This is a genomic window from Streptomyces sp. NPDC002092, from assembly GCF_053593775.1.
The window spans coordinates 212,598-233,264 of the sequence record NZ_JBSFDG010000004.1 but is presented as its reverse complement, the minus strand read 5'-3'; the positions used below and the strand labels follow the sequence as shown (position 1 = coordinate 233,264).

Genomic DNA, 20,667 nt, shown 5'->3' with positions numbered 1-20,667 from the left:
ACCCCGACGGGTCGGGCGGTGTACCAGAAGTGACAGGCGGTTGGGGGACGGGCCGTACGACACCGACGGGTTGGGGGACTGGATGCGTGCGTGGAAGAGCAGTCGACCGAGGGTGCGGGTCGCCGCTCTCTTCGCGGCGGTGGTGGCTGTGGTCCTGTGCGGAATGCCGGTGGCCGCGGCGTCCGACGGGACTGACGAGGCGGCGCAGGGGCAGGTCCGGGACGTCCCCGACCTGGCCATGATCATCGCGGGCGGCACCGGGCAGACGACGGTGCTGCGGTCCGGTGAGCCGGCCTTCACCCGCCTGCGACAGCTGCTGCGGCCGACCTACGAGGGGACGGAGCGGGTGCCGGACGACTGGGCCGAGGGGCGCCGTCCGCCGGTGGCCTTCACCGTGGTCTGGGGGCTGACGGGGGTGGGAGGCTGGCCGCAGACGATGCGTCCGCCGGGCGGTGACATCGCCGTCGAGCGCCAGGACCAGCTGTTCGTGGCGGCGGACGGCACGCCCTGGATACGCAGCGATCCCGCGCCGGCCGTCCAGGACGACGACATCCGCTGGCATCGGGCACCGCGCTCGGTGTTTGTGCAGTTGGAGCAGGCGAAAGTGCTGGGCGACGGTCCGGCCGCGGCCGGGCGCGGCGAGAGCGGGATGGCCTGGCAGCAGGCCACCGGGCAGGGGGCCGGCCGGAGCAGTGTCTGGTGGGCGGTTCCGGGGTTCGCAGCCGGGGCCGGTGGGGCACTGCTGATACGGCGCGCGGCGGCCCGGCAGGGTGCCGGACCGCCGCGGGAGGAACCACGACAGGAGCTCATCGAGCTCTGAGCGTCACCGGTCTTTGAGTATCACCGGTCTCCGAACGCCATCGATCTTTGACAACTCAAGAGCGGGCGCTGGTCAGCCCAGGTCGATCTCCGGGTACAGCGGGAAGCCTGCCACGAGGTCGGTGGCGCGGTGGGAGATCTCGTCCGCGATCTTCGGGTCGAGGACGTGCTGCGCCTTGGACGGGGCGCCCGACTTGGTGGTGCCCGGCTCGGCGGTGGTGAGGACGCGGTCGATCAGGCCCGCGACCTCGTCCATCTCGGCGGTGCCCAGGCCGCGCGTGGTCAGGGCGGGGGTGCCGATGCGGATGCCGGAGGTGTACCAGGCGCCGTTGGGGTCGGCGGGGATGGCGTTGCGGTTGGTGACGATGCCCGAGTCGAGCAGGGCCGCCTCGGCCTGGCGACCGGTGAGGCCGTAGGAGGTGGCCACGTCGATGAGGTTGAGGTGGTTGTCGGTGCCGCCGGTGACGAGGGTGGCGCCGCGGCGCATCAGGCCCTCCGCCAGGGCGCGGGAGTTGTCGACGATGCGCTGGGCGTAGTCCCGGAAGGAGGGCTGACGCGCCTCGGCGAAGGCGACGGCCTTGGCGGCCATGACATGCGGAAGCGGGCCGCCGAGGACCATCGGGCAGCCGCGGTCGACCTGGTCCTTGAGGGAGTCGTCGCACAGGACCATGCCGCCGCGGGGGCCGCGCAGCGACTTGTGGGTGGTGGTGGTGACGATCTGGGCGTGCGGGACCGGGTCGAAGTCGCCGGTCAGCACCTTGCCCGCGACCAGCCCGGCGAAGTGCGCCATGTCCACCATCAGGGTCGCGCCGACCTCGTCGGCGATCTCCCGCATGATGCGGAAGTTCACCAGACGCGGATAGGCGGAGTAGCCGGCGACGATGATCAGCGGCTTGAACTCGCGGGCGGAGACGCGCAGGGCCTCGTAGTCGATGAGGCCGCTCGCCGGGTCGGTGCCGTAGGAGCGCTGGTCGAACATCTTGCCGGAGATGTTCGGGCGGAAGCCGTGGGTGAGGTGGCCCCCGGCGTCCAGGGACATGCCGAGCATGCGCTGGTTGCCGAAGGCCTGGCGGAGCTCGGCCCAGTCGGCCTCGGTGAGGTCGTTGACCTGGCGGGCGCCGGTCTTCTCCAGGAAGGGGGCCTCGACCCGGTCGGCGAGGACCGACCAGAAGGCGACGAGGTTGGCGTCGATGCCGGAGTGCGGCTGGACGTAGGCGTGGCGGGCGCCGAAGAGCTCCTTGGCGTGTTCGGCGGCGAGCGACTCGACGGTGTCGACGTTGCGGCAGCCTGCGTAGAAACGGCGGCCGATGGTGCCCTCGGCGTACTTGTCGCTGAACCAGTTGCCCATCGCGAGGAGGGTGGCCGGGGAGGCGTAGTTCTCGGAGGCGATCAGCTTGAGCATCTCGCGCTGATCGTGGACCTCCTGCCCGATGGCGTCCGCGACGCGCGGCTCGACGGCGCGGATCACATCGAGGGCGGCGCGGAAGGCGGTGGACTCGGTGGAGAGGGGCTGCTGCTCTGACATGTCGTCGGCCTCCGGGCGTGGCGTGCAAGCGGTCACGGTTCTCGGTCTGGCCCAGGCGCACGGCACTCGGTCACACACGGGTCGCTCCCCGATGGTCCGTCCCATCCTTGCGCGCCAGTCACGACCCGTCGATCAGCCTACCGGCCACGCCGGAGAGCGCAGGTCCCGCGTCCACCATGCGAGCGACGATAGGAAGAGGGGGCCGCTGCACGGCTGCCACACCCCCGGGAGGTCCCGTGAACACGACGGACGCGCTCATCGCCGCCGCCGACGCGCACAGTGCGCACAACTACCACCCGCTGCCCGTGGTCGTCGCCTCCGCGGACGGGGCGTGGATGACGGATGTGGAGGGGAGGCGGTATCTGGACCTGCTGGCCGGTTACTCGGCGCTCAACTTCGGGCATCGCAACCGGCGGCTGGTGGAGGCGGCGAAGGCGCAGCTGGAGCGGGTGACGCTGACGTCGAGGGCGTTTCATCACGACCGGTTCGCGGCCTTCTGCTCCGAGCTCGCCGAGCTGTGCGGGATGGAGCTGGTGCTACCGATGAACACCGGCGCGGAAGCGGTGGAGACGGCCGTGAAGACGGCCCGGAAGTGGGGCTACCGGGTCAAGGGCGTGCCCGCGGAGATGGCGAAGATCGTGGTGGCGGGCAACAACTTCCACGGCCGTACGACGACCCTCGTCAGCTTCTCCACCGACCCGGAGGCGCGGGCGGACTTCGGTCCGTACACGCCGGGCTTCGAGATCGTGCCGTACGGGGATCTGACGGCGATGCGGTCGGCGGTCACGGAGAACACGGTGGCGGTGCTGCTGGAGCCGATCCAGGGCGAGGCGGGGGTGCTGGTGCCGCCGGCCGGTTATCTGCCGGCGGTGCGGGAGCTGACGCGCGAGCGGAACGTGCTGTTCGTGGCGGACGAGATCCAGTCGGGTCTCGGCCGGACCGGAAAGACCTTCGCGTGCGAGCACGAGGGCGTGGTCCCGGATGTGTATGTGCTCGGCAAGGCGCTGGGCGGCGGGATCGTGCCGGTGTCGGCGGTGGTCTCGTCGGCCGATGTGCTCGGGGTGTTCCGGCCCGGTGAGCACGGTTCGACGTTCGGCGGGAATCCGCTGGCGTGTGCGGTGGCGCTGGAGGTGATCGCGATGCTGCGGACGGGCGAGTTCCAGGCGCGGTCCGCGGAGCTGGGCGGTCATCTGCACCGGGAACTGGGGGCGTTGACCGGCACGGGCCGGGTGCGGGCGGTGCGCGGACGGGGGCTGTGGGCGGGCATCGACATCGCGCCGCAGTACGGCACCGGGCGGGAGGTGTCCGAGAAGCTGATGGAGCGGGGGGTGCTGGTGAAGGACACCCATGGGCCGACGGTGCGGATCGCGCCGCCGTTGGTGATCGCGAAGGAGGACCTGGACTGGGGGCTCGCGCAGCTGCGGGCAGTGCTGGGGATCTGAGCCTCCCGTCCCGGTGAGCCGGCCGGGCGGCAGCAGAGACGGGGCACCCGGGGGAACGCCACATATGCACCCCCACATATGCACCTTCCTTTAGGTATGTAAAGCCAACGATCGGTGAGAGCGGAAGCCGGGGGCATCGCCGCTTGCTGTACGTCTCCCCTACAGTCACTTCGTGATCTTTGGGATGGTGTGCGCGCTGGGCGCGGCGGTCTGCTTCGGTACCGCGACGGTTTTGCAGGCGGTTGCCGCGAGGACGGCCGGTACGGGTGGGGGCGGGGAGGCGGCGCTGCTGCTGCGGGCCCTGCGGCAGTGGCGGTATCTGGCCGGGCTGGCGCTGGACGGGCTGGGGTTCCTGTTCCAGATCGTCGCCCTGCGCTCGATCCCGATCTACGCGGTGGCCGCGGCGCTCGCGTCCAGCCTGGCGGTGACCGGGGTGGTCGCGGCGCGACTGCTGCAGGTGCGGCTGAGCGGGACGGAGTGGGGTGCGGTGGGGGTGGTGTGCGCCGGTCTCGCCATGCTGGGGCTGGCGTCCGGGGCCGAGGGGAATCGCGAAGGGTCGACGGCGCTGAAGTACGCGATGCTCGCGATCGCCGTCGTGGTCCTGCTGCTGGGCCTGTTCGGGGGGCGGTGGTCCGGGCGGGGGCGGGCGCTGGTGCTCGGCCTGGGAGCCGGGTTCGGGTTCGGGGTGGTGGAGGTGTCGGTGCGGCTGATCGACTCGCTCGCACCGTCAGAACTGCTCACCAACCCGGCGACCTACGCCCTCCTCATCGGCGGGGGCGCGGCCTTCCTGCTGCTGACGTCGGCGTTGCAGCGCGGCTCGGTGACCACCGCCACCGCCGGGATGGTGATCGGTGAGACGATCGGGCCGGCGGCGGTGGGTGTGGTGTGGCTCGGGGACCGCACCAGGGACGGGCTGGCCTGGCTTGCGGTGCTGGGGTTCCTGGTCGCGGTCGTGGGGGCGCTGGCGCTGGCGCGGTTCGGGGAGGCGCCGACGGCGGACGCCACGACCGCGGAAACGGCCTGAGCGAATGCCCCTGCGGCTGCATATCCGCTGGCAAATCGGGATGCACGGGCATTCTTTCCGCACCGAATGAAGGTGCCGGAAAGGCCGTCAAGGGGCCCGCTGCGGGGAGTTGAGGCCGGCTGCTACGGATTACGGCTCTGCCGATTCCGGCAGAGCCGCGCACAGCGCGTCCAGGGTGCCGGCCCATGCGCTGTCCGGTGGGGTCCCGTAGCCCACCACCAGCGCGTCGTGCGGCTCGACGGTCGCTTCGGGGTGGCGGTAGCGGTGCAGTCCGTGCACCGCGAGGCCCTGCCAGGCCGCCGCCCGCAGCGTCGCCTGCTCGGTGCCCGGCGGCAGCCGCAGCACCACGTGCAGGCCCGCCGCGATACCCGTGGCACTGACCTGCGGAGCACGTCGTGCGAGTTCCGCGACGAGCGCGTCACGGCGGCGGCGGTAGCGCAGCCGGGCGGCCCGCACATGGCGGTCGTAGGCGCCCGAGGTGAGGAACTCGGCGAGCGTCAGCTGGTCCAGGGCCCCGCAGGAGTCGATGTGCCCCTTGGCCTTCGCCGCCTCCCGGGCGAGGTCCGGCGGCAGGACCAGCCAGGCCAGTCTGAGGCCGGGGGCGAGGGACTTGCTGGCCGTGCCCGCGTAGACGACGTGGTCCGGGTCCAGGCCCTGGAGGGCGCCGACCGGCTGGCGGTCGTAGCGGAACTCGCCGTCGTAGTCGTCCTCTACGAGCAGGCCGCCGGTGCGGCGCGCCCAGTCGACGGCGGCGGCGCGCCGGTCGCGGTGCAGGGTGCCGCCCATCGGGAACTGGTGGGCGGGAGTGAGCAGGACCGCGTCCTCGCCGGTCAGCTCCCCCGGGTTGGTGCCGCGTTCGTCGAACGGCAGCGGGACCGTCCGCAGACCGGCCTGAGCCAGCAGGTCCCAGTGCACGTACAGGCCGTACGACTCCACGGCGACCGTCCTCGCGCCGCGCGTCCGCAGTACCGCGCCGAGAATGCGCAGGCCGTGCGAGATACCCGCGCACACCAGGATGCGCTCGGGGTCGGTGCGTACGCCCCGGGCGCGGGCGAGGTAGTCGGCGAGGGCGGTGCGCAGTTCGATGCGGCCGCGCGGGTCACCGTAGTCGAGGGCCCGGTACGGGGCCGCGGTGAGGGCGCGGCGGGCGGCCTTGAGCCACTGGGCGCGGGGGAAGAACGCCAGGTCGGGGGTGCCGGGGATCAGGTCGTAGGCGGGGCGGTCGACCGTACGGGAGCGGGGTGCGGGCGCGGCGGGCCGGCTCACCGCCCGCTCGGCCACCCGGGTGCCCGAGCCCTGCCGAGCCGTCAGCCAGCCTTCCGCGACCAGGTCGGCGTAGGCGTCGGCGACCGTGTTGCGGGCGATGCCCAGGTCGGCGGCGAGGGTGCGGGAGGAGGGCAGTCGGGTGCCGGGGGCCAGCCGGCCGGTGCGGACGGCCTCGCGCAGGGCGTCGGTGAGCCCTCTGCGGAGGCCGGGACCTGTCGGCTCCAGGTGCAGGTCGACGCCCAAAGTGGCCCAGGATTTCGCCATGGGAATGGACCATACCGCTGGGCTGCCTCGCTTCTAGGGTCGAAGGCATGACGACAGACGAAGCCACCGCATACGCGCCCGAGCAGCCCGCCCGACTGCTGTGGGCGCAGCACGCCCCCGAGGTCTACAAGGCGATGGTCCGCCTGGACGCGGCCGCCCGGCGGGGCCTCGACCCGAAGCTGCTGGAGCTGGTGAAGATCCGTGCCTCGCAGCTCAACCACTGCGCGTTCTGCCTGGACATGCACACCAAGGACGCGCTCGCCGCCGGGGAGAGCGTCGAGCGGATCGTCCAGCTCGGCGCTTGGGAGGAGTCGAAGCACTTCTACACCCAGAAGGAGCTCGCCGCCCTGGAGCTGACCGAGGCGGTCACCGTGCTGACCGACGGCTTCGTCAGGGACGAGGTGTACGAGCACGCCGCCAAGCACTTCGAGGAGCCCGAGCTGGCGCAGCTGATCGCCGCGATCACGGTGATCAACGCGTGGAACCGGTTCGGCGTGACCTGCCGCATGGCTCCCGGCCACTACGAGGCCGGGCAGCACAAGTGAGCCGTACGACCCTCCTCGACCCCGAGGTCGGGCAGGCCCTGTCGGCGCTCAGCGCGACCGCGAAAAGAGGCCTCGGCGACCCCGCCCTCGCCGAACTGGTCGTGATCCGGGCCTCGCAGCTCAACCACTGCGCGTTCTGCCTGGACATGCACCTGGCCCTGGCCCGCCGACACGGCGTGAGCGAGCGGCAGCTCGACCTGCTCGCCGCCTGGGAGGAGGCCGGGGACGGCGTCTTCGACGAACGGGAACGAGCCGCGCTCGCGCTCACGGAGGCGGTCACGGTCATGACGGACGGGTTCGTGCCCGACGAGGTGTACGCGACCGCCGCCAAGCACTTCGACGAGCCGCGGCTCGCGCATCTCATCGCGCTGATCGTCGCCATCAACAACTGGAACCGGGTGATGGTCAGCCGCCGGATCCCGCCGGGAGGTCACACGCCATGAGCAAGGTGGATGTCTTCCGCGCGCTGCACAGGCGCCGCGCCCCGGACGACCCGCTCGTCCTGCCCGGCCCCTGGGACGCGGTGAGCGCCCGGGTGTTCGTCGAGGCCGGCTTCCCCGCGCTCGCGACGCCCAGCGCGGGGATCGCCGCCTCCCTCGGACACGAGGACGGGTCCACGCCGGCCGACGAGATGTTCGCCGCGGTGGCGCGCATCGCACGAGCCGTGAACGTGCCCGTGTCGGCGGATGTCGAGGACGGCTACGGGCTCGCGCCCGAAGAGCTGGTGGAGCGGCTCCTGGAGGCGGGCGCCGTGGGCTGCAACCTGGAGGACTCGAACGGGGGTGTCCTCAAGGACCCGCACGAGCACGCCGAGTGGCTCGCCGAGGTGCGGTACGCGGCGGGCGACCGGCTCTTCGTCAACGCCCGCGTCGACACCTTCTCTTACGGGGACGGCAACCCCGAACGGGCCATCGAGCGGGCCGCGTTGTATGTCGCCGCAGGCGCCGACTGCATCTATCCGATCGGCGCCCCGGCGGACGTACTGCCGCTGCTGCGGTCCGGGATCCAGGGGCCGGTCAATGTGCACGGCACGCTGGACGGCAGGGGCCCCTCGCCCACCGAACTCGGTGCACTCGGGGCCACCCGCGTCACGTTCGGGCCCGGGCTGCAGCACTGGGCGGCGCTGGCGCTGCAGGGGATGGCCGAGCAGCTGAACAAGCTGAAGTGATCAGGACAGCCACGCCTTCCACGTCGACGCGTGGCTGTCCACCCACTTCTTCGCCGCCTGCTCCGGGGTCAGCTTCTGGTCGGCGATCATCAGGGAGACCTCGTTCTGGTCCTCGGTCGTCCACTTGAACTTCTTCAGGAAGGCCGCCGCCTTGCCGCCCCGCTTCACGAAGTCCGCGTTGAGGTACTTCTGCAGCGGGGTGTGCGGGTAGGCGCAGGCGACCTTCGCCGGGTCCGTGTCGCAGCCCTCCTTGTACGGCGGCAGCTTCACCTCGGTCATGGGAACCTTCTTGAACAGCCACTGCGGCGCGTACCAGTACGTCAGGAAGGGCTTCTTCTCCTTGGCGAACTGTTTCATCTGGGTGATCTGCGCGGCCTCGGAGCCCGCGAACACCACCTGGTAGTCCAGCTTCAGGTTCTTCACCAGCGCCTTGTCGTTGGTGACGTAGGACGGTGAGCCGTCCATCAGCTGGCCCTTGCCGCCGCTCTCCGCGGTGCGGAACAGCGACGAGTACTTGTTGAGGTTCTTCCAGTTCGTGATGTCGGGGTGCTGCTTGGCCAGGTACGTCGGCACATACCAGCCGATGTGGCCGGTCACCCCGAGGCCGCCGCCGCGCGCGATGGTCTTCTTGTCGTCGACGTAGCGTTTCTCTTGGTCGGGGTGGCCCCAGTCCTCCAGGATGGCGTCGACGCGGCCCTGGCTCAGCGCGTCCCAGGCGGGGACCTCGTCCACCTGGACGGTGTCGACCCGGTAGCCCAGCTTGTGCTCCAGCAGGTACTGGGCGACGGCCACGTTGGACTGCGCGCCCACCCACGACTGGACGGACAGGGTCACGCTCTTGGCGCCCTGCGCATTGGCGAACGGGGACGCCTGCTTGGTCATGTCGGCGGCACCGCAGCCGGTGAGCAGCACCAGGGAGCCCACCACGGCGGCCGTACTCACAGTCGTCCTCGTACTCGTACGAAGTCGCATGTCACGCTCCCTTCTTCGCGCGGCGTTCGGTCGGCTGGGTCACCCGGTCGAGCATCAGGCCGAGGCAGACGATCGCGGCGCCCGCCACCAGGCCGGTCGCCAGGTCGCCCTGTGCCAGGCCGAAGACGGTGTCGTAGCCGAGCGCGCCACCGCCGACCAGGCCGCCGATGACGACGACGGCGAGGACGAGGACCACGCCCTGGTTGACGGCGAGCAGCAACGCCGGGCGGGCGAGCGGGAGCTGCACCTGGCGCAGCTGCTGGGCCGGGGTCGCGCCGAGCGAGCGGGCCGACTCCAGGGCGGCCGGGTCGACCTGGCGCAGGCCCTGCGTGGTGATGCGGACGACGGCGGGCAGCGCGTAGACGACGGCGGCCGCCGCGGCGGGCGCGCGGCCGACGCCGAACAGTGCGACCACCGGGATCAGGTACACGAACTGCGGCATCGTCTGGAAGACGTCCAGGACGGGACGCAGCAGTCGCTCGAACCGGTCGCTGCGGGCCGCCGCGATACCGATCGCGAAGCCCAGGACCAGGGTGACGGCGACGGCCGCCAGCACCTGGGAGAGCGTGTCGAGCGAGGGCTGCCACACGCCGAGCACGCCGATCGCGGCCATGGCGAGGACCGCGGTGAGCGCGGTGCGCCAGGTGCCGATCAGCCAGGCGAGAGCGGCGACGACGAGCAGGACCGACCACCAGGGCAGCGACTGCAGGCCGCTGCGGACCGGGTTCAGCACCCAGGTGGTGAAGTGGCCCGCCCAGTCGGCGGTGCCGCCCACGACGGGCACACCCGAGTACAGGTGCGCGGTCATCCAGTCGACGGCGCGGTTGACCGGCTCGGCGATGTCGAACGTCCAGGAGTCGGGCCAGTCGAGGCGGCCCGCCAGCCGTCCGGCGAGCGCGACGGCCACGGCGGCGGCAGCGGCGTAGAGCCACGGCCTCAGGCTTCCGGGCTCCTCGCCGGACTGCTCGCCCGCGGCGCCGGTCACCCGGTCCAGTACGACGGCGAGCAGCACGATCGGGATGCCGGCCGCGAGCGCCGCGCCCACGTCGACGGAGGCCAGCGCCTGGTAGACGCGGTCACCGAGGCCCCCGGCGCCGATGACGGAGGCGATGACGGCCATCGACAGCGCCATCATGATCGTCTGGTTGAGGCCGAGGAGGAGCTCCTTGCGGGCCAGCGGGATCCTGGCGGTCAGCAGGCGCTGGGGCGCGGTGGCGCCGAGCGAGTCGACGGCCTCCAGGACCTCCTTGTCGGCGCCCTGCAGACCGAGGGCGGTGAGGCGGGCCATCGGCGGGGCGGCGTAGACGACGGTCGCGAGGACGGCGGCGGGCACGCCCATGCCGAAGATCAGGACGACGGGCAGCAGATACGCGTAGGCGGGCAGCACCTGCATGGTGTCGAGGACCGGGCGCAGGCCGCGGTCGAGACGGCCCGATAGCCCGGCGGCGAGCCCGAGGACCACGCCGACGGCGACCGACACGAGTACGGCGACCACCATGAGCGCTAGCGTCTGCATGGTCGGCACCCACATGCCGAGCAGACCGCAGGCCAGGAACGCGGCGCCCGTCCCCAGGGCGAGCCGGACTCCGGCGACGCGCCAGGCGACGAGGGCGCCGATGGCCGTGACGCCGGCCCAGCCCGCGGCGAGGAGCACCAGATAGACGGCGTGTACGGAGATCACGACCGCGTTGCTGATGTAGCCGAAGAAGTAGAGGAACAGCGGGTTGCTGTCCCGGTTGTCGATGATCCAGTTGCTGGCGCTGGTGAGCGGCTTGGTGAGGTCGACAGTGAGGGCGGCGGGCCAACTGCCGCTGGCCCACTGCGCGTTGGCGAGGGGGACGAGGACCGCGGCGGCGAGGGCGAGCAGCAGCAGCTTCTGCACCGCACGGTGTTTCAGCAGACCGCCGGGCAGTACGCGCGGGGCGGATGCGGTGACGGTGGCCATCAGGCCGCCTCCTTCCGAGGCTCCGTTCCGGCGACGACGCCGAGGAGCCTTTCGTGGTCGACGACCCCCAGGCAGCGGCCGTCGTCGACCACACACGCCGGCTTGCCGGTCGTGGCCACGACCTTGATCGCGTCGGCGACGAGCTCACCCGGCGCGAGCGCCCCGGGATGCTCCGTGCCGCCGCAGTCCCCGGGCCGCATGGCCGTGCGTACGGTCATGACCTGCTCGCGGGAGACGTCCCGGACGAACTCGCGGACGTAGTCGTCGGCCGGGCTGCCCACGATCTCCTCCGGGGTGCCCAGCTGGACGACCCGGCCGTCGCGCATCAGGGCGATGCGGTCGCCGAGCTTCAGGGCCTCGCTCAGGTCATGCGTGATGAAGACCATCGTGCGGCCCTCCTCGCGGTGCAGGCGGACCACCTCCTCCTGCATGTCCCGCCGGATCAGCGGGTCGAGGGCACTGAACGGCTCGTCGAAGAGCAGGACCTCGGGGTCGACGGCCAGGGCGCGGGCGAGACCCACGCGCTGCCGCTGACCGCCGGAGAGCTGGCTCGGGCGGCGCTGCTCCATGCCGTCCAGGCCGACCTTGGCGACGACCTCCTGGGCGCGTGCCCGCCGCTCGGACCTGCCCACGCCCTGGATCTCCAGGCCGTACGCCACGTTGTCGAGGACCGTGCGGTGCGGCAGGAGGCCGAAGTGCTGGAAGACCATGGCGGCGCGGTGGCGGCGCAGTTCGCGCAGCCGGGACCTGTCCATGGCGCGGACGTCCTCGCCGTCGATGGCGATCGTGCCGGCCGTCGGCTCGATCAGCCGGGTCAGACAGCGCACCAGCGTGGACTTGCCGGAGCCGGACAGGCCCATCACCACGAACACCTCGCCCTTGCGCACGTCGAAGGAGACGTCACGGACGGCGGCGGTGCAGCCGGTGCGGGCGCGGAGTTCGGCGGGTGGCAGCGAGGTCAGTCCGGGATCGGCGGGAACCCGGTCGGCCTTCGGGCCGAACACCTTCCACAGCCCCTCGACGGAGAAGACCGGCTTGCTCATCACGTTCGTCGCGTTCATCACGCACCACTTCCGATCAGGTCTACGGCTTTCTCCCCGACCATCAGCACTCCGATCATCGGGTTCACGGCGGTCATGGTCGGGAACACGGAGGCGTCCGCGATGCGGATCCCCTCCAGACCGCGGATCCTCAACTGCGGGTCGACGACGGCAAGTTCGTCGTCGCTCGCCCCCATACGGCAGGTCCCGGCCGGGTGGTACACGGTGTGCGCGACCCTGCGCGCGTACTCGCTCAGCTCCTCGTCGCCGGTGATGTGCGGGCCGGGTGCCACCTCGCGCTTGAGCCAGCTCGCCAGCGGCTCCGTCTGCGCGATCTCGCGGGCGATGCGGATGCCGTCGACCAGGGTGCGGCCGTCGTAGTCGTCCTCGTCCGTGAAGTACCGGAAGTCGAGGGCGGGCTTGGCCGACGGGTCGGCGCTGGTCAGGTACAGCCGGCCGCGGCTCTTCGGCTTCGGGATGTTGGGCGTCATCGAGACGCCGTACCGGGGCCGTTCGTAGCCCAGCCGCTCCGGGTTGTCCGTGAAGGGCACCTGGTAGAAGTGGAACATCAGGTCCGGGCCCTGGTGTTCGGGGTCGCGGCGCACGAACAGCCCGGCGTCGCTGTCCATCGCGGAGTTCTCCGGGAGGGGGCCGTGGGTCTCCCAGACGATCACCGACTCGGGGTGGTCGAGCAGGTTCTCGCCGACGCCCGGCAGATCGAGCGCCACGGGTATGCCGAGCGCCTCCAGGTCCTGCCGGGGACCGATGCCCGAGTGCAGCAGCAGCCGCGGGGAGTCGACGGCGCCGGCGCAGAGCAGCACCTCGCTGCGCGCCCGTACGAGGATCTCCTCCCCGTCCTTGGTGCGGACGTGCACGCCCTCCGCCCGAGTGCCGTTCAGCTCCAGCTTGTACGCCCAGGTCTCCAGGAGGATCGTCAGGTTCTCGCGCTCGTCCATCACCGGGTGCAGATACGCCACGGAAGCCGACGACCGCTTGTTGTTCTCGGGGTGGTAGGCGAGGTCGAAGAAGCCCACGCCCTCGGTGAAGGGCGAGCGGTTGAAGCCCTCGATCCGGGGGACGCCGAGGGCGTGCTGAGCGGCGTCGACGAAGTCGTTGGCGATGTCGTTCCGGTCCTTCTCGTCGACCGGGACGATGTTGTTCTTCAGCCGGGCGTAGTACGCCTCCATGGGCACCGCGCCCCAGCCCTTGGCGCCGGCCTCCTCCCACTCGTCCCAGTCGGACGGCAGCGGCTTGAAGGCGATCAGCGTGTTGTGCGAGGAGCAGCCACCGAGCACCCGCGCCCGACTGTGCCGGATGTGCGAGTTGCCGCGTGGCTGCTCGGTGGTGGGGTAGTCGTAGTCCAGCTCACCGCCAAGAAGGCCCATCCAGCGGCGCAACGTCAGCACGTCCTCACGGCCGACGTCACTGGGGCCGCCCTCGATGACGGCAACGGTGACGTCCGGGTTCTCGGTCAGCCGGGAGGCGATGACGGACCCGGCCGTACCGCCGCCGATGACGACGTAGTCGTAGATCTGGGTGTTCTCGGACATGGGGGGTAACTCCAGGTAAGTCTTGAGGGGGGCGCCGGGGCGCCCCAAGGGGCGCGGGGAACTGCGCGACCAGCCACAACGGGCCCGCAGACGACGACGGCCTATCCGCGGCACGGCAGCGCAGCGCAGTCTCAGCCGCGGAACCAGCGCACAGCCGTGGGCGCCAGGTTCTGATAAACGTGCTTGCTCTCGCGGTACTCGGCCAGCCCCGCAGGGCCCAGCTCACGCCCCACCCCGCTCTTGCCGAACCCGCCCCACTCCGCCTGCGGAAGGTAGGGATGGAAGTCGTTGATCCACACGGTGCCGTGCCGCAGCCGGCCGGCCACCCGCCGGGCCCGCCCCGCGTCGGCGGTCCAGACGGCACCCGCGAGGCCGTACTCGGTGTCGTTGGCGAGCGCGACCGCTTCGTCCTCGGTGCGGAAGGTCTCCACCGTCAGCACCGGCCCGAAGACCTCCTCGCGCACCACACGCATCTCGCGGTGGCACTGGTCGAGAACGGTCGGCTCGTAGAAGTAGCCGCCCGCGGGGCGCTCCGGAGAGGGCTCGGGGCGCTTGCCGCCGGTCCGCAGCACCGCGCCCTCGGCCAGCGCGGAGGCGACGTACGACTCGACCTTGGCGCGCTGCTGCGCGGAGACGAGGGGACCGCACTCGACGCCCTCCTCGGTGCCACGGCCCAGGCGGATCCGGGCGGCCCGGCGGGCGAGTTCGGCGACGAAGCGCTCCCGTACGGACTCCTCGACGATGAGGCGGGAGCCGGCCGAGCAGACCTGGCCGCTGTGGATGAAGGCCGCGTTCAGGGCCTGGTCGACGGCGGTGTCGAACCCTTCGTCCGTCGCGCAGGCGTCGGCGAAGACGACGTTGGGGTTCTTGCCGCCGAGTTCCAGGGCGACCTTCTTGACGCTCGGGGCGGCGGCCTGCGCGACCTTGGTGCCGCTGACCAGGCCGCCGGTGAAGGAGACCAGGTCGACGTCGGGGTGTTCGGCGAGCCGGGCGCCGACCGTGTGGCCGGGGCCGGTGACGATGCCCGCGACGCCGGTGGGGAGCCCGGCCTCGGAGAGCAGGTCGATGAGCGCGATGGTGGTGAGCGGGGTGATCTCGCTCGGCTTGATCACGAAGGTGTTGCCCGCCGCGAGAGCCGGGGCGATCTTCCAACTGGCCTGGAGGAGCGGGTAGTTCCAGGGAGTGATCAGCGCGCAGACCCCGACCGGCTCGTGCACGACGACGCTGTGGATGTCGGGCGAGCCCGCGTCGACGACCCGGCCCGGGGCCTCGCCGGCGACCAGGTCGGCAAAGTAGCGGAAGGCGTCGGCGACGCAGTCGATGTCGACCCGGCCCTCTTCGACGGTCTTGCCTGCGTCGCGGCTCTCCAGCAGCCCGAGCCGCTCGCGGTCGCGCACGAGGAGGTCGGCGACGCGGCGCAGCAGCGCGGCGCGCTCGGCCACGGGGGTGCGGGGCCAGTCGCCGTGGTCGAAGGCGCGCCGGGCGGCCGCGACCGCCAGATCGGTGTCCTTCTCGTCTCCCTCCGCAACCAGAGCGAAGCCCTGGCCGTCCGCGGGGTCGATGATCTCGCGCGTGGCACCGGAGGAGGCTTCTCGCCATTCCCCTGCCACGTGGATGGTCGCCTGCGCGTCCAGCCCCTGGGTTTCCGCTCTCTCCGCCATGATCCGTATTGCCTTCCGTTCCTGTTCGGTGCCCCTGAGTGACACGTGTGTCCCTCATGAGGACCGTGAGCGCCTGCCCCCCGCCTTCGGTTGCATGCGCAATCCATGGCGGAAAGTGCGCTGCGTCACTGAAAATGCGGACAAACAGGGCGAAAGGGGAGCGGAGTGGAACGGAGAGCGGTCAGTCGGTCCCCGGGTTCGCGTCACAGGTCGTGTAGGGCGGGCAGAACCAGTCCAACGCCGTGGCGAGCTGGGTGAGTTGGTCCTCATGACTGTCGGAGCCGGGGCCGTAGGAGGCGATGGCGTAGATGTTCCCGTCCGCCGCGACGAAGCGCTCGTCGTAGACGTGCCAGGTGCCGACGTCGGGTTCGCCCTTGATCGTGTCGGCCTGGTACTCCAGCCGTGAGCCGGTGAACCCGCCGTCGTCGAGCTTCTGCAGATCGAGCTTCTTGAAACCTGCGGGCTTACGGGTCTGGTCGGACAGATACAGCTGGAAGGAAGCGTCGGGGGACGACTCCTGCACCTGGTACACCTGCAGCCGGTGCTTCCGGTCGGCGCTGCGGTAGTTGACCACGGCCATCCCGTATATCGAAGCGACGCTGCTGCGCGACCACCCCTCGGGTATCGCGATCCGGAACCCCTCCGTGTCGTCACGCAGCTCGTACCCCGCGGGCGGCGCGGAGGCCGAAGGGGACGGCGATGCCGTGTCGTCGGCGAACGGCGACTGCGACACGTCCGGCGACGCGGAGGCCGTCGAGGAGGGGGCGGGACTCGCCGCCACGTGCCTCTTCCCCGACCCGTCGTCCTTGCCGACCACCAGGGTCAGTACGAGGCTCACGGCGACCCCGACCACGGCGGCGCCGACGACCACGGACCAGACGAGCCGCCGGCCCGGCCCTGCGGCGGGGGCGGGGGCGGGGAGCGGCTCGGGGGGCGTCCAGGAGGCACCACTGGACCACTCGGGCACGGCGCCCTCGGTCCCCGGACCGTGCCAGGCGCTGTCCGCACCGCTGCCGGGCCAGCCCTGCGCCGCGCCCACGGTGGGAGTCTCCGTCCCCACGGTGGGAGTCGAGGTCGGGGGCGCCGGGTAGGCCGGGCCGGTGACCTGCGCCCCCTCCTGCGCAGGCGTCGGCGTCGGCAGCGTCGGTTCGGCCGCCGGGGGCCCGCCCGTGCCGTCCTCCCAGCGCTGGGTGTCCTCGTTCCAGTACCGCTGTCCCCCGCTCATCGTGTCCCGCTCACCGCCCCAGGAGGCCGGCCAGGGCGCCGGCGGAGGAGAGGAAGGTGACCAGGGCCTGGGAGTCGGTGAGCAGTTCGCGCAGACGCTGGCGGCGCGTGGGCCCGGCCTCGCCGGTGCTGGTGATCTCGGTCTCCGTGTCAGCGAGCGCCTGGCCCAGCGCGACGGTCTGCTCGGTGCTGTTCACCCGCTCCAGGTCGGCCCGCAGCTGCCGTACCGCCTCCAGTAGTTGCTCGGTGGCCTCGTCGCGCTGCGGGGCCGCGCCGTAGTGCTGGTTGCTCTCGGCGTGCCCATGGCTGCCGAAGGCGAAGGCGCCGCCCGAGATGTTGCCGAAGTTGATGCTCGGCTCTTTACCGGTCATTGCTGTCGGCTCCGTTCTGCGGCGCGGCGCCGCCCGAGTCGGTGGTGGAGGAAGCGGACCCGTGACTGCCGAAGGCGAAGGCGCCGCCACTGATCCGGTCGATGTGCACGTCGCCGTTGCTGATGTTCACGACCTTCTGGACGAACTCGCCGGTCTCATAACCGGCTTCGGCCAGCGCCGCCCGCACCCCGCCCGCGACCCGGTCCTGCACGCTCTTCAGATAGCGCGCCACGTCCATCTCCTGGAAGAGCGAACCGGTCTGCACCGAGCCCAGTTCACGCACCGACAGGGCCGGGCCGTCGGGCAGCGCGCCCGCGTACCCGCCGGTCAGCAACCGCCACACGTACACCAGGCCGCGGCCGAGCTGGGCGAGCGAGCGCCCCGCCGAGGCGGGCACCAGGACGACGGCGCCGGCCGCCTTGCCCAGCACGTTGTTGTTGCGGAATCGGTGCGCCGTACGGTCGGCATCCTTGAACTCCGCACGCACCGGCGTCAGCACATGCGGCGCGATCTCCAGCATCAGCATCCGGCCCTGGGTGTGGATGCGCACGAAGACCGTGACGACCAGCTCCTCCTCCCAGCCGCCGACGCGGATGCGCAGGAAGTGCCGCCGCTTCTCGGCGCCCTCCTCGACCGCCCGCGCCCGGTGCTCCTCGAAGGCCTGCGGGGTGTACGGCGCCTGGTCCCGGGTGAGCAGCCCCTCCGCGGGCAGGAACACGCACTCGTCGATCTCCAGCCAGCGCAGCCGGTCGCGGACGCCGGGGCCCGCGTACTCGGCCGGGACGCGGAGCTGTTCGAGCAGCGGGCGGACCCGCTCCAGGACCGCGCGGTTGCTGAGCGGCTGCTGCTTCTTCAGCTCGTCCCGCCGCAGTTCGACGGCGAGCACCCAGGTGTTGTACGCCGCTCCGGCCCCGCAGAACGGACGCGCCTCGTGGTACATGACCAGCGGTGCGTGCTGCTCGACGCGGATGCGCTGCTTCAGCCGCTGGAAGCGGGGGTTCTCGGCCTGCTCGGCGGGGTCCGAGGCGGCGTCCGGGAAGCGCTGCGGGGAGAGCTCGGCCGCCAGTGCGCGGCTGAACTGGTGGCGCTGGACGTGCACACACCAGGCGATGAGCGCGAACACGGCGAGCGTGAGCCAGGCCTGCCACGGCCTGACCGCGTCGGCGAGGCTGCTCGGCGAGAGCGCATCGCCGACGCTCGGCGAGTCCGAATAGCCGTAGCCGTAGTCCGAGCTGTACGAACCATAGGAGGAGCTGTCCTCCGAGCCGCCGCCGAACGCGGCGACGACGAGCAGGGCCAGTATCGTCGCGAAGAAGATACGGCCCCACCAGCGGACGAGGAACGCGGCGATCCGGCGGTACAGCGGCGGCTGTTCACCGCGCCCCCTGACCCACGGTGCGAGGGCGAGCAGCACGCTCGGCCAGAGGAAGAGGAGCAGCAGCCCTCCGCTGAGGGCCGAGCCGACCACCCACAGCCCGAGGATCGCCCCGGCCCACAGCAGCTCCTGGCGGCGGGCGCGCAGGGCGTGCGCGAGGACGCGGGCGGCGTCGAAGCCGAGCGAGGGCGCCACGATCCGCTGCTCGTTGAGGTGCAGTTCCTCGATCACGCGGTCGCGGTAACCGGAGTCCAGATAGGTGCCCGCGCACAGCAGCCGGGTCGCCTCGCTGGCGTGCGGCGGAGTGGGCGGTGGTGTGGGTGGCGCTCCTGTGGGCGTCGTCGGCTGCGGCTGCTGTGGCACGAATGCGGTGCTCACGCGAACTCCCCCGATGCGTGGAAAGACCGTTGTCAGACGTTCAGTTGACAAACCATCAGCATAGAGGGGCGGGTGGGACGGGTGGAAGCGGAATGCCAAGGGACGGACACGGAGAGCAGGGATGGACGCCCCGAAATTCTTTGACTAAAGTCAAAGAATGGAGTCAGGACATACGGAGCCAGGACATACGGAGCCGGTGTCGACGGAGCAGGTGGCGGCCCTCCGCCGGTTCAACCGCTACTTCACCCGCCGTATCGGGGCCCTGGACGATCACTACCTCGGCCAGGACCGCCCGCTCGGTGAGGCCCGTCTGCTGTTCGAGATCGCCGGGAACCCGGGCGGGGTCTCACTCCGGGAGCTCAGGAGCCGCCTGGGACTCGACGCCGGCTACCTCAGCCGCATGGCGAAGGCGCTGGAGGCACAGGGCCTGGTCCGGCTCAGTGTCCACCCGGACGACAACCGGCTGCGCATGGCCGAACCGACGCCCGCCGGACGCGTCGAGGTCAAGGAGCAGAACCGCCGGGCCAACGCCCTCGCGGCGGGCCTGCTGGACAGCCTCACTCCCGGCCAGCGGGCGCAGCTGATCGAGGCGATGGCCACCTCGCAGCGCCTGCTGCGCCTCGCCGCGATCACCGTCGAACTCGTCGACGGCGGCTCCCCGGACGCCCGCGCCTGCCTGGACGCGTACGCCGCCGACCTCGACGCACGCTTCCCCGAGGGTTTCGACAAGTCCGACCTGGTGGGGCCGCAGGAGGTGTCCGGGGAGGCGGGCGCGTTCTTCGTCGCCTACGAGGAGGGCCGCCCGGTGGGCTGCGGCGCGCTGCGCCGTCTGGAGCCCGGCGTCGGCGAGATCCGGCACGTGTGGGTGCACCCGCAGGCCCGGCGCCTCGGTCTCGCGCGCCGGATCCTCGGCGCCCTGGAGCAGGCGGCGGCCGCGCGCGGCTGCACCGTCGTACGACTCGACACCCACGCGACCCTCACCGAGGCGCAGGCCATGTACCGGGCGTCCGGCTATACGGAGATCCCCGCCTACGTCGACCACGTGTACGGCGACCACTGGTTCGAGAAACGGCTGTCAGTCCCGGCCGGCTGACCACTGGGCGAGCAGCTCCCGGACGGTCCGCCGCAGCCAGGCGTGTGCCGGGTCGGCGTCGTGCCGCGGGTGCCAGGCGAGGCCGAGGTGCAGTGGCGGGAGCTTGAGCGGCACCTCGAAGGTGACCAGGTCCAGTGTTGCCGCGGGCTGCAGGGCCCACGAGTTGATCAGTCCGACGAGATCGGTGTCCCGGACGATGAACAGCGAGGCCGGGAAGGTGGCGACCGCCCCCACCACCCGCCGTTTCAGGCCGAGTTCGGCGAGGGCGGTGTCCACGGGCCCGTGCAGCCTGCCCCGCCGCGACACGGTCAGATGATCGGCCTGAGAGGCGAACCGCTCCGCGGTCAGCTCACCCTCCAGCAGCGGATGTCCTGCCCGTACGACCCCCACCATCCGGTCCTCGTGCAGAGCCTCCACATGCACCTCGGGTGCCGTCGTGTCCACGACCCCGATCTCGAGATCGGCGGTCCCCTCGCGCAGGACCGGTGCGTCCACATGGCTCTCCGCCAGGAAGCGGATACGGATACTGGGCGCCTCCTCGGCGGCCCGTGCGAACAGCGCGGCGCCGCAGGCGGCGGGGACGGCGTCGTGGCCGATGATCGTGAGGGTGCGCTGCACGGTCCTGAGGTCCGCGTCCCGGCCCGGCGCGAACAACGCGCGGGCCCGCTCCACCACCGCACTGACCTCGGCCCGTACGGCCAGCGCGTGCGGCGTCGGCACCATCTGCCGTCCGGCCCGCACCAGCACCGGGTCGCCGAGCGCCTTGCGGATCCGGCCGAGGGTGCGGGACATCGCCGGTTCGGACAGATGCAGCCGGCGGGCGGCGCCGCCCACGCTCTGCTCCTCCAGCAGCACATCCAGGGCGACCAGCAGATTCAGATCCAGACCGCCTGATTGCGTCATACGCATCGATCCCTTGCAAAGCTTGCACTGGAGTGCAGGACACGACCGAGCCTACGGTGACAGGGCGTCCCACACCACCCGTCGAGCTCCCTGGGAGGAGCC

The 20,667-nt window shown here is 71.6% G+C and carries 18 protein-coding genes and 1 riboswitch; of the genes, 7 read left to right on the top strand and 11 right to left on the bottom strand.

The features are described from left to right. The first annotated feature begins 163 nt into the window (after positions 1-163). Positions 164-820: a hypothetical protein gene (locus ACWCRD_RS11115; RefSeq protein ID WP_450965828.1), complete on the top strand. Its 657-nt coding sequence runs from the start codon at positions 164-166 to the stop codon at positions 818-820. A 72-nt stretch (positions 821-892) separates the two neighbouring features. Here ACWCRD_RS11115 and ACWCRD_RS11110 read toward each other — a convergent pair whose 3' ends face one another. After that, on the bottom strand, positions 893-2,344 hold the full coding sequence (locus ACWCRD_RS11110) for a glycine hydroxymethyltransferase (RefSeq protein ID WP_450965577.1): 1,452 nt from the start codon (positions 2,342-2,344) through the stop codon (positions 893-895). A gap of 42 nt (positions 2,345-2,386) precedes the next feature. After that, positions 2,387-2,476, bottom strand: a riboswitch (ZMP/ZTP riboswitch). A 104-nt stretch (positions 2,477-2,580) separates the two neighbouring features. Here ACWCRD_RS11110 and rocD point away from each other — a divergent pair. Both rocD and ACWCRD_RS11100 read left to right on the top strand, forming a co-directional pair. Beyond that, positions 2,581-3,786 carry an ornithine--oxo-acid transaminase gene (gene rocD / locus ACWCRD_RS11105; RefSeq protein ID WP_450965576.1) on the top strand — a complete coding sequence of 402 codons (1,206 nt, stop codon included), beginning with the start codon at positions 2,581-2,583 and terminating at the stop codon, positions 3,784-3,786. Positions 3,787-3,970: 184 nt separating this feature from the next. Next, a complete protein-coding gene (locus ACWCRD_RS11100) occupies positions 3,971-4,810 on the top strand; it encodes a hypothetical protein (RefSeq protein ID WP_450965827.1) in 840 nt (279 codons plus the stop codon). Between the two features lie 129 nt (positions 4,811-4,939). On the opposite strand, the gene pdxR is transcribed toward ACWCRD_RS11100, so the two are convergent. Then, positions 4,940-6,340: a MocR-like pyridoxine biosynthesis transcription factor PdxR gene (gene pdxR, locus ACWCRD_RS11095; RefSeq protein WP_450965575.1), complete on the bottom strand. Its 1,401-nt coding sequence runs from the start codon at positions 6,338-6,340 to the stop codon at positions 4,940-4,942. 47 nt (positions 6,341-6,387) lie between these two features. Between pdxR and ACWCRD_RS11090 the strand changes: the two genes are divergently transcribed. The 3 genes from ACWCRD_RS11090 to ACWCRD_RS11080 are packed head-to-tail and all read left to right on the top strand — an operon-like array spanning position 6,388 to position 8,053. Further along, the gene (locus tag ACWCRD_RS11090; protein ID WP_450965574.1) at positions 6,388-6,885 is read left to right on the top strand and encodes a carboxymuconolactone decarboxylase family protein; all 498 of its coding nucleotides are present in this window, start codon (positions 6,388-6,390) and stop codon (positions 6,883-6,885) included. Further along, positions 6,882-7,328, top strand: a complete 447-nt coding sequence (locus ACWCRD_RS11085; RefSeq protein ID WP_450965573.1) for a carboxymuconolactone decarboxylase family protein — start codon at positions 6,882-6,884, stop codon at positions 7,326-7,328. The genes ACWCRD_RS11090 and ACWCRD_RS11085 overlap by 4 nt, the downstream gene beginning before the upstream one ends. Continuing rightward, on the top strand, positions 7,325-8,053 hold the full coding sequence (locus ACWCRD_RS11080; RefSeq protein ID WP_450965572.1) for an isocitrate lyase/PEP mutase family protein: 729 nt from the start codon (positions 7,325-7,327) through the stop codon (positions 8,051-8,053). The genes ACWCRD_RS11085 and ACWCRD_RS11080 overlap by 4 nt, the downstream gene beginning before the upstream one ends. Here the strand turns inward: ACWCRD_RS11080 and ACWCRD_RS11075 are convergent, their stop codons facing one another. From ACWCRD_RS11075 to ACWCRD_RS11040, 8 genes are all read right to left on the bottom strand, one after another. Next, positions 8,054-9,025, bottom strand: a complete 972-nt coding sequence (locus tag ACWCRD_RS11075) for an ABC transporter substrate-binding protein (protein ID WP_450965571.1) — start codon at positions 9,023-9,025, stop codon at positions 8,054-8,056. It lies immediately after the preceding gene. A gap of 1 nt (position 9,026) precedes the next feature. After that, a complete protein-coding gene (locus ACWCRD_RS11070) occupies positions 9,027-10,970 on the bottom strand; it encodes an ABC transporter permease (protein ID WP_450965570.1) in 1,944 nt (647 codons plus the stop codon). Continuing rightward, a complete protein-coding gene (locus ACWCRD_RS11065) occupies positions 10,970-12,031 on the bottom strand; it encodes a quaternary amine ABC transporter ATP-binding protein (RefSeq protein WP_450965569.1) in 1,062 nt (353 codons plus the stop codon). Before ACWCRD_RS11065 ends, ACWCRD_RS11070 begins: the two co-directional genes overlap by 1 nt. Continuing rightward, positions 12,031-13,560, bottom strand: a complete 1,530-nt coding sequence (locus ACWCRD_RS11060) for a GMC family oxidoreductase (RefSeq protein WP_450965568.1) — start codon at positions 13,558-13,560, stop codon at positions 12,031-12,033. Before ACWCRD_RS11060 ends, ACWCRD_RS11065 begins: the two co-directional genes overlap by 1 nt. A gap of 131 nt (positions 13,561-13,691) precedes the next feature. Next, a complete protein-coding gene (locus tag ACWCRD_RS11055; RefSeq protein ID WP_450965567.1) occupies positions 13,692-15,221 on the bottom strand; it encodes an aldehyde dehydrogenase family protein in 1,530 nt (509 codons plus the stop codon). 181 nt (positions 15,222-15,402) lie between these two features. Further along, complete coding sequence (locus tag ACWCRD_RS11050; protein ID WP_450965566.1) at positions 15,403-16,446, bottom strand: hypothetical protein; 1,044 nt, start codon at positions 16,444-16,446, stop codon at positions 15,403-15,405. A 10-nt stretch (positions 16,447-16,456) separates the two neighbouring features. Beyond that, on the bottom strand, positions 16,457-16,816 hold the full coding sequence (locus ACWCRD_RS11045) for a hypothetical protein (protein WP_450965565.1): 360 nt from the start codon (positions 16,814-16,816) through the stop codon (positions 16,457-16,459). Then, positions 16,806-18,569 (bottom strand): hypothetical protein, encoded by a 1,764-nt coding sequence (locus ACWCRD_RS11040; RefSeq protein WP_450965564.1) that lies wholly within the window; start codon positions 18,567-18,569, stop codon positions 16,806-16,808. Before ACWCRD_RS11040 ends, ACWCRD_RS11045 begins: the two co-directional genes overlap by 11 nt. 157 nt (positions 18,570-18,726) lie before the next feature. On the opposite strand from ACWCRD_RS11040, the gene ACWCRD_RS11035 reads away from it, so the two are divergent. Further along, positions 18,727-19,662: a GNAT family N-acetyltransferase gene (locus tag ACWCRD_RS11035; protein WP_450965563.1), complete on the top strand. Its 936-nt coding sequence runs from the start codon at positions 18,727-18,729 to the stop codon at positions 19,660-19,662. Here ACWCRD_RS11035 and ACWCRD_RS11030 read toward each other — a convergent pair. Further along, positions 19,645-20,565 carry a LysR family transcriptional regulator gene (locus ACWCRD_RS11030; protein ID WP_450965562.1) on the bottom strand — a complete coding sequence of 307 codons (921 nt, stop codon included), beginning with the start codon at positions 20,563-20,565 and terminating at the stop codon, positions 19,645-19,647. The two genes, ACWCRD_RS11035 and ACWCRD_RS11030, sit on opposite strands and share 18 nt — an antisense overlap. Positions 20,566-20,667 lie beyond the last annotated feature (102 nt).